Raw genomic sequence first — 8,125 nt, forward strand, 5'->3', positions numbered from 1 at the left:
CGCACGCGCTGCGCGAGATCGCCGGTGCCGTCGCGGCCGGCCGCCAGGACACGGCCGCACGCCTCGCCGACGGCTGGAACCACGCCGACAACCTGTTCCCCGCACTCGACGCACGGCGGCTGCCGAACGGAGACCCGACATGAGAATCCTCCTCGTCTCGTGGGAGTACCCGCCGGTCGTCGTCGGCGGGCTCGGCCGCCACGTGCATCACCTGGCCACCGAACTCGCCGCGGCGGGCCACGAGGTCGTCGTGCTGTCCCGCCGCCCCACCGGCACCGACTCGTCCACCCACCCCACCGTCACCCACATCTCCGAGGGCGTCCTCGTCGTCGCGGTCGCCGAGGACCCGCCGCACTTCGATTTCGGTGACGACATGCTCGGCTGGACCCTGGCGATGGGGCACGCGATGGTCCGCGCCGGCGTCGGACTGGGCCGGGGCGGCGTCGGCGACGGCTGGATTCCCGACGTCGTGCACGCGCACGACTGGCTGGTCGCGCACCCGGCCATCGCGCTTGCCGAATACTTCGACGTACCGCTCGTGTCGACGCTGCACGCGACCGAGGCCGGCCGGCACAGCGGCTGGCTGTCCGGGAAGATGAACCGGCAGGTGCACTCGGTCGAATGGTGGCTGGCCAACGAATCCGATTGGCTCATCACCTGTTCGGCGTCGATGCGCGACGAGGTCGCCGAACTGTACGGGCCGGATCTACCGTCGATCTCGGTGATCCGCAACGGTATCGACGTCACCACCTGGTCGTACCGCGACCGGGAACCGTCCACCGGCCCGGCCCGGCTGCTGTTCGTCGGACGCCTCGAATACGAGAAGGGCGTTCAGGACGCGATCGCGGCGCTGCCGAAGATCCGCCGGTCGCATCCCGGGACCACACTCGTCGTCGCCGGTGAGGGCACCCAGTTCGAATGGTTACGTGAGCAGGCCCGGATCCATCGGGTCGCGCGGTCGGTGACGTTCCTCGGCAACCTCGACCACACCGAACTGCTCGGCTGGTTGCACGGCACCGACGCGATCGTGCTGCCCAGCCGCTACGAACCGTTCGGGATCATCGCACTCGAGGCCGCCGCGGCCGGAACCCCGCTCGTCACCTCCACCGCGGGTGGCCTCGGCGAGGCCGTCGTCGACGGTGTCACCGGGTTGTCCTTCCAGCCGGGCGATGTGGCCGGTCTCGTCTCCGCCGTCCGCGAACTGCTCGACGACCCCGCCGCCACCCAGGAACGCGCCCGCGCGGCCCGCGCACGCCTCACCGACGACTTCGACTGGCGGCAGGTCGCCGAGGAGACGGCGCAGGTATACGCGGGTGCGAAACGCCGGGTTCGTCATCCGCTGGCGCGACCGACGATCCCGCAGCGGCCGCTCCCCGACCGAGGCTGACGCCGCACACGAACTGGGGGAGGCGTCGACGGAGGTGCCGCTGCCGTCGACGAAGGTCTCGCCGGGGACTACGGCGCGGTCAACCGGATCTGGTTACCGGAGGACACTGGTCCCCCTTTCGTCTTCCGGGTTCAGAGGGTCCATCCGAGGACAAGGAGGACAACCGCGAGGAGCGGCAGCGTCCCCTGCACGATCGCAGCGCGAGCCTTGTCCGGCGACGAGAGTAGCAACACGAGGGCGGCGAGTGCCATCGATCCGGTTCCGGCGAACACGAGGGCCGCACCGACCGCAGTCGCGCCGGTGAGCACACCGACCACCCCCGCGGCCGTGACGACGGCCAGGAAGAGATTGTAGAAGCCCTGGTTGAAGGCAAGTTCCTTGGTGACGCGCGCTTCCTCGATGCTGGTTCCGAACGTCGCGCGGGTGCGCGGTGCGGTCCACAGCAGGGATTCGAGTACAAAAATGTAGACGTGCAGCGCACCGGCGAGTACAGCAGCAATCAATCCCGCGACGACCATCGCCGATCCCTTCCACCTTTTCGAACCGACCGTTTCGGTGAGGTTTTCTCACCGGGCCGGCGCCTGTCGATGAACCAGCACGAGCGCGGCAGCAACGATCGCTCTAATGCTATAGGGACACAACCTGGTTCGCTGCAGCACCTTCCATGGGCGGCGGGTGGCGGGGATGTCGTGGAGGTACCGGCATGCGGTGGCCGGGGAGATGCCGACGACTCGGGTGCACAGAATGCGTCGCCGAGTTCGACGACACCTCCCGCACGAGTACACCGAACGCCCCGGAGCGTGGCTCGGCGACGCATCGTGACGTCGGTGCGCGGATCGGTCAGCGACGTGGACGCCCCAGCGGATCGACAAGAAACGACGCCGGCCGCCGGTGGACGTCGAAATCCGATTCGAGAGGTCGCGGTGCGGGACGGCTCGGGAGCGGTGCTTCGAACGCATCCATCACCCGTGTAATCGCCTCCGCAACAAGCGGATCCGCCTGCACGGCGTGATCTTCGGCCCGAAGGCGCTCACCCAGTTCGGTGTGTGCCCGCCCCACCAGGTCCATGATGTGCGCGGCGAGTTGCGCGCCACTGACATTCATCGCCCGATCGTCGATCCTCAGTTGTTTCAAGGTTCCGTCCGCGCCGACCTGGACCGACACCAGATCACTACTGGCGTGTGCCGTTGCGGTCGTCATCGCCGCGACCAGCGCCTCGAGCCGCCCCGACAACGGATCGACGCCCGACCGCTCCTGCCGAGCGGATCCAACGTAATCCACGATGGCCCCCCTGAGTTCACGCTTCGAACAACTCGGCTACCCTATCGGACAATCCACGCGGGGGCCGGATCGATTCGGGGGAGCACGTATGCACGTCGACACAACACTGGTGCGCGAGTTCGCATCCCTCATCGGAACGACATCGAACACGGCCCGCGAAACCCCCACAGACGCTGGGTGTCCAACCGTAACCGAATCCATGCCCGGATCCTCGATCGCCACCGCGCTGGTCGCACACGCACTCCTGGCGCATTCGGCGCTGCAGTCCACTGCTACAGACCTCACCGATTCTCGCGACCGTCTCATGGCGAGCGCGGACATCTACGAGGCGACGGTCGACGACGCGGTCGCCGCACTCGTCAAGATCGACGGATCAGCCCTGTGGTGACTCCGACTGTTTCTCAGGTGCTCACCTGGTCGCCGAATGCGCTGCGGACCTTCGCCGCGTCATGGAGCACACTTGCTGAATCACTGCACGAGAAGTTCCGCACAGCCGGCGACGCAACAACGGATTCGTACACATTCTGGGGCGAAGGTGCAGGAGACGAGATGCGCCTTCACATGCACGATGCCCTGGCCCCGGACGCACACTCGCAACAGCATTGGAGACCGCCGCAACGAGCATCTCCTCGAGCGCGACCGTGCTCGAGGACTCGGTCACGCACCTTGCAGGTTTGGTGCGGGGGGTCACCGAATCCGGATTCACCGTCGACGACAACGGCACTGTGACGCCACCGCCGGTGTCGATGCGCGATCTACCAACCGAAGGCCTGATGACACCGGCGCTTCTGATCCGGAAGGCCACATTGCATGCGGCCGCGCTGAGTTACACCGGGCGCATCACCCAGTGCCTGGCCGATATCGGGACGGCCGACGCGAACGCTGCGACCGCGGTCGCCGACGCGTTTGCAGAAGTCCGCCGTGATTCCGGCGTCGAGCCGAGTCGCTTCACCGGGTACGAGAACCTCGCAACAGCCGACGGCACCGCCGATGGGGCTGCACTACGCCAGGGCACCTGGGGACCGGATGATTACGGCCGAGTCGGCGACATCATCTCCGCGATCCAACTCTCTCCTGATCAGCTCGAGGCGCTGGCACGAGGTGAGACAGTCGTCCGGGTGCCCCCGATGGCACTCGACTACCTGCGCGACTTCTACCGGGAAGCCGGCACCGACGGATTGCTCAATGCTGTCGACGTCCTTCGCGGGAGGGAAGCCGACGGGGACAGTCGCGCGGCATCTCACATCGATGCTCTCGCCAACGGATTGCTCATGGTGTCCAACGAAAACGTCGGCGCCGGCACCACGACCGGTGGAATGGAACATCTCCCAGGAAATCTTGCCGAACAGCTGAATCGGGTCGCCTATGGTCCCGACGATCCCGGTCAGTCGCTCGCGGACATCCACAACGCCGCAGCCGGACGCCTACCGGAGTTCGCCCGATTCATCGGTGAAGCCAACCCTGGCTTCGTGCCCGGCGCAGAGTTCTCGGAGACCCTGGTTCGCGCGTCGTCGCGTATCGCCGACCTTGCCCCGGTCGATGGTGACTATCCGACCGACGCGTACTCACAGTTCGAGTTCGGTCCGATTGCCGAGGCCTGTGTCGACATCGGTGGCCGAAACGAGGATGCGGCCTACCACGTGCTCACGGCACCCGACAACGCGCGGGTCTTGATGCCCTTGTTCGAGCACGAATGGAGCGATGATGGTGCCGGTGTGGGGCAGCTCGTCGAGTGGATTGCCGAGGATGCTGTTGTCACCGATCCGACCGACACGACACGCGCCGACCGTGCCGGCGAAGCCTCGTACGCTCTCTCGCAGGTCCTCTCGTCGTCGGGGTCGGAATCAACGCTGGGATTCCTCGACGAACCCAACAAGAATCCGTACGACCGACTGATGAACATCCCTGGAGTCGGTGACGGAAAATCGTCTCTCGGCGAGGTGAACCCAGCCCTGACCCAGGCGATGGCCGGAGCATTTTCCCCGTATGTGGTGGACATGGTGACAGACAATCGGATGCTGTCGATGACGTCCAATTTCGGCCAGTTGGGGCCGGTCGAGGCAACCCGACTGTTCTCACTTCTCAGCAGCGATCCCAGCGCAGGAATGGTGATCAACGGGAGTGCGTTGGCTGCCGCACACGAAATCGATCAGGGTTTTGCCAGGAATCCTGATTCGACGATGCTCGGCGAGACGTCGGGTCGCCTGCGGGCGGTTGTCGAGGGCGGGCTCGATGCCGAACTGGGCGACCGAATCAACGACCAGAGCGAAAGCAAGAGCGAGCGGGCCGACCGGCGGGCTGCGTACTTCGGTGCGAGTCAGGCCGCTATCGCTACCGGTATCGGCTTCGTCGCACCACCGTGGGGTGCAGTGGCGTCCGGTGGTGTATACGTCGGGGGCGCATTCCTCGCATCCGACTTCATCGACGCCAACGGAAAATTGACCGAGGAATTCGCAGAATCACCGGAGGCGAAGTTGCGCCTATCCAACGGGATTGTATCAACTGACACCAGCGAAACTACTCTCCCGACATCGATGTCCCAAAACGAGATTCGTTACAACATCCTGACAACTCTTGTCGAGGAACGTCCTGAACGGTTCTCGGATATTACCCCAGAAGTACTCCGAGGGCGATCCATGCTCTCTTACGCAGAACTTCGCGATCTGAACACGAAGAACGATTCGTATGCAGATAGGATCGAGTACGAAAATCATAATGTCCGGCATGAAGTGCTGGAAAATTCTGATCAGTATCTGCAAAGATCGGGCGTTACTAGAGCGGGCGAATATTTGGAGCAACACGAGTTCGCCTACAACGGCTACGATGATGCCATTTTCGGTCACGCGAGCGTCGCAGAAGCGTTCAATTCAATAATCCGAGGGAACGGAGAGGTTGAAAAGATGAGCGGGTGGGCCGGATGAAGTTGATCAGGAGAACCGTCACTTCGATTCTGGTGTCTATCCCGCTACTCGCATCCTGCGCAACCGACGTCGATGAAACAACTGACGTACGAGATTCGAGTACTACACCGGCTCAGAATTCAACCACAGTACGCGAATATCGAGTTCCTGAGAGGCTCGAGAATTCAACCATCGTCTGGTCTGCCGAACCCGGGATCGACCTGTTCTCTCCGGAGGCTACCGTCGTTCGTGCAGCAATCGAAGCTCGACAAGTTGCACTTGCGACATCGCTTGCGGAGAGCTACCCAGGGTACGAGAATGCCGTAGACCCGGACACCAGGGCGTACTTTGCAGAAAAGTCGTGGACTTCGTGGCCGGAATACGGGACCGCGTACCACCACATCGCGAATCTGGATCCTACCGACGAAGGATTTGTTGCGCATGTTTGCCTCCAGCTTTCCGGTATTGCGAGCCTGAAGGATGATAATAGTTTTTACCGGACCCTCTCGCCGGCATTTCTGACCAGCACTCTCACTATCGAAAGCTCTGACGCGGGAACCAATCCTCCATCCGGTCCTCCGAGTGCTGCTCCGACCGAGACGGAAATACCTCATTGGCAGGCTCCTAACTTCGATGTTTTCGAAGGTTGGAAATTGAGTTTCGGCCCGCCATTCGGAACTGACCATGCTGCAGTGTGCACGGCGTGGGGACACCCGTTGGCTCCCGATGCTCCAAGCGAAGGCACCCGCAGCGTCTCTTCCGAGACGCCACCGGAGACCTTGCCTGCGTATCCCGGTTGGTGATCTACCTCGTGCTCGTGACGCCTCTGGCCAGATCAACCCTCCGGGGTGTTGCCTCTCATCGCCCCATCGTTCATTTGTTTGTCCGCCGTCATCAGAGAAAATGGCAAAGTCGAGAATATGAGCGATTGGGACGGATGAAGTCGATCAGGAGAACCGTCGCTTCGCTTCTGGTCGCTATCTCACTACTCGTATCCTGCACAATCGACGTCGACGAAACAACTGACGTTCGAGATTCGAGTTCTACGCAGGGTCGGGCTTCAACTGCATTGCGCGAGTATCGCGTTCCTGAGAAGTTCGAGAACTCAACTGTAGTATGGTCTGCAGAACCTGGAATCGATCTTCTTTCACCAGAAGCTACTGTTGTTCGGGCCGTAATCGAAGCTCGTCAGATTGCGCTCGCGACCTCACTTTCCGAAAGATATCCAGGATTTGGATATGCAATTGACGAGAGTGCGAGGGATTTTTACGAGGAAGTCCCTTCGGATTCTCATCTGGAATACGGTACTGCTTATCATCGCATTACCCGTCTGGATCGAATCGAAAATGGGTTCGTCGCGTACGCCTGCCTTCAGCTTTCCAATATAGCCGGCCTGAATGCGGATGGACTGTTCGAACGATCGATTTCACAGGCGTTCCTCACCAGTCCCCTGGCGATCGAAAGGTCGGACCCCAGCATCGATCCTTCGCTGCCGCCCGCCCCGACAGGTCCATCGAGCGAAGCGAACCCCCCGCAGTGGCAGGCGCCCACGTTCGATGCCTTTGCTGGCTGGGACGTGCGTTTCAACGGTCCTCGCGACATTAGTCAGGCTGCGGTTTGTACCGATTGGGGGCGCCAGTTCGCACCCGATGCGCCTGAAGAGGGAAGTCTCCGAGTCTCCTCCGAGGCGCCGCCCGAGACCTTGCCCGCAAATCCCGGTTGGTAATCCAGACTGTGCCCAAACGAATCAGACTCGCGTGCCAATTGCTCATCTCATCCACATTGAGGTTTTCTCACCAGAGAGCACCAGTGATACAGATGCCGCGTCCTGGCCACCCACCGCAAGCACACCGACCGTAGGCCGTGGCAGCGGGCCGCCTACGTACAGGCGGTGATGGCGTTGCGGTGGTTCCGCGACGGAACCGGCGTCGCCGCACCGGCCCGCGACGCCGGCATCTCGACGGCCACCGCATACCGGTATCCCCACGAAGGTATCGACGTGCTCGCCGCTCAGGCGCCCAACCTGCACGACATCATCGCCGCCCGACGCCACGGTGTTCTCGGCGCGCTCTACCCGGCCGCTGCGGCGGGGATGCCCACCCTGGCGGACAAGGGCTACACCGGTGCCGGGACCCGTTGTCGGAACATGGCCCTGTCCGCGATGCGGGCGCCGGGTCGAACGCGCGAACGCCGTGTTGAAGACCCGACGGAAGGCGCTGCATCGAATCAGTTTGTGTCCGTGGAGGATCAGTGCGATCGTTGCTGCCGCGCTCGTTCTGCTTCAGCTACAAGCACCGGCTTGGTGAGAAACCTCAATATATGCCGAAACGATCATTGCGCAAAGGAGAAGGGGCCGATCGTGCCGTGCACGCAAGAATTCGACATCGAAGCGGTGATCGTCCGACGTTCGCGACCTGTTCTGGGACAAAGGGGCTCTTCGCACTTGGTAGGGGCGGGTGCCGATCGACCCCGTTGCCGTGTCGGTGATTGAAAAAGGGCCCGCGCCCTTGTGAGCTGGGTGTTCTCAGGCATCCAGGACAGCAAGGAACGCGGGCAT

The 8,125-nt window shown here is 62.8% G+C and carries 7 protein-coding genes and 1 pseudogene; 6 read left to right on the forward strand and 2 right to left on the reverse strand.

Annotation, left to right across the window (positions count from 1 at the left end):
* Together WAX14_RS07895 and WAX14_RS07900 are read left to right on the forward strand one after the other, a co-directional pair.
* On the forward strand, positions 1-143 hold a 143-nt coding region (locus WAX14_RS07895; RefSeq protein ID WP_422627543.1), incomplete at its 5' end, for a hypothetical protein.
* Positions 140-1,387, forward strand: coding sequence for a glycosyltransferase family 4 protein (locus tag WAX14_RS07900; protein WP_422627538.1), 1,248 nt, complete (start codon positions 140-142; stop codon positions 1,385-1,387). The genes WAX14_RS07895 and WAX14_RS07900, both read left to right, overlap by 4 nt.
* A 131-nt stretch (positions 1,388-1,518) precedes the next feature.
* Here the strand turns inward: WAX14_RS07900 and WAX14_RS07905 are convergent, their stop codons facing one another.
* Together WAX14_RS07905 and WAX14_RS07910 are read right to left on the reverse strand one after the other, a co-directional pair.
* Positions 1,519-1,905, reverse strand: coding sequence for a DUF1304 domain-containing protein (locus tag WAX14_RS07905; RefSeq protein WP_422627539.1), 387 nt, complete (start codon positions 1,903-1,905; stop codon positions 1,519-1,521).
* A 322-nt stretch (positions 1,906-2,227) separates the two neighbouring features.
* Complete coding sequence (locus tag WAX14_RS07910) at positions 2,228-2,668, reverse strand: YbaB/EbfC family nucleoid-associated protein (protein WP_422627540.1); 441 nt, start codon at positions 2,666-2,668, stop codon at positions 2,228-2,230.
* Positions 2,669-2,867: 199 nt separating this feature from the next.
* On the opposite strand from WAX14_RS07910, the gene WAX14_RS07915 reads away from it, so the two are divergent.
* From WAX14_RS07915 to WAX14_RS07930, 4 genes and pseudogenes are all read left to right on the forward strand, one after another.
* Positions 2,868-3,056, forward strand: a complete 189-nt coding sequence (locus WAX14_RS07915; protein WP_422627541.1) for a hypothetical protein — start codon at positions 2,868-2,870, stop codon at positions 3,054-3,056.
* 385 nt (positions 3,057-3,441) lie between these two features.
* The gene (locus tag WAX14_RS07920; RefSeq protein WP_422627544.1) at positions 3,442-5,589 is read left to right on the forward strand and encodes a hypothetical protein; all 2,148 of its coding nucleotides are present in this window, start codon (positions 3,442-3,444) and stop codon (positions 5,587-5,589) included.
* Between the two features lie 796 nt (positions 5,590-6,385).
* Positions 6,386-7,294 carry a hypothetical protein gene (locus tag WAX14_RS07925; RefSeq protein ID WP_422627542.1) on the forward strand — a complete coding sequence of 303 codons (909 nt, stop codon included), beginning with the start codon at positions 6,386-6,388 and terminating at the stop codon, positions 7,292-7,294.
* Between the two features lie 102 nt (positions 7,295-7,396).
* Positions 7,397-7,874, forward strand: a pseudogene (locus WAX14_RS07930) (hypothetical protein).
* Positions 7,875-8,125: the final 251 nt, after the last annotated feature.

It is taken from the genome of Rhodococcus sp. (in: high G+C Gram-positive bacteria) (genome assembly GCF_049299235.1).
Classification (GTDB): domain Bacteria; phylum Actinomycetota; class Actinomycetes; order Mycobacteriales; family Mycobacteriaceae; genus Rhodococcus.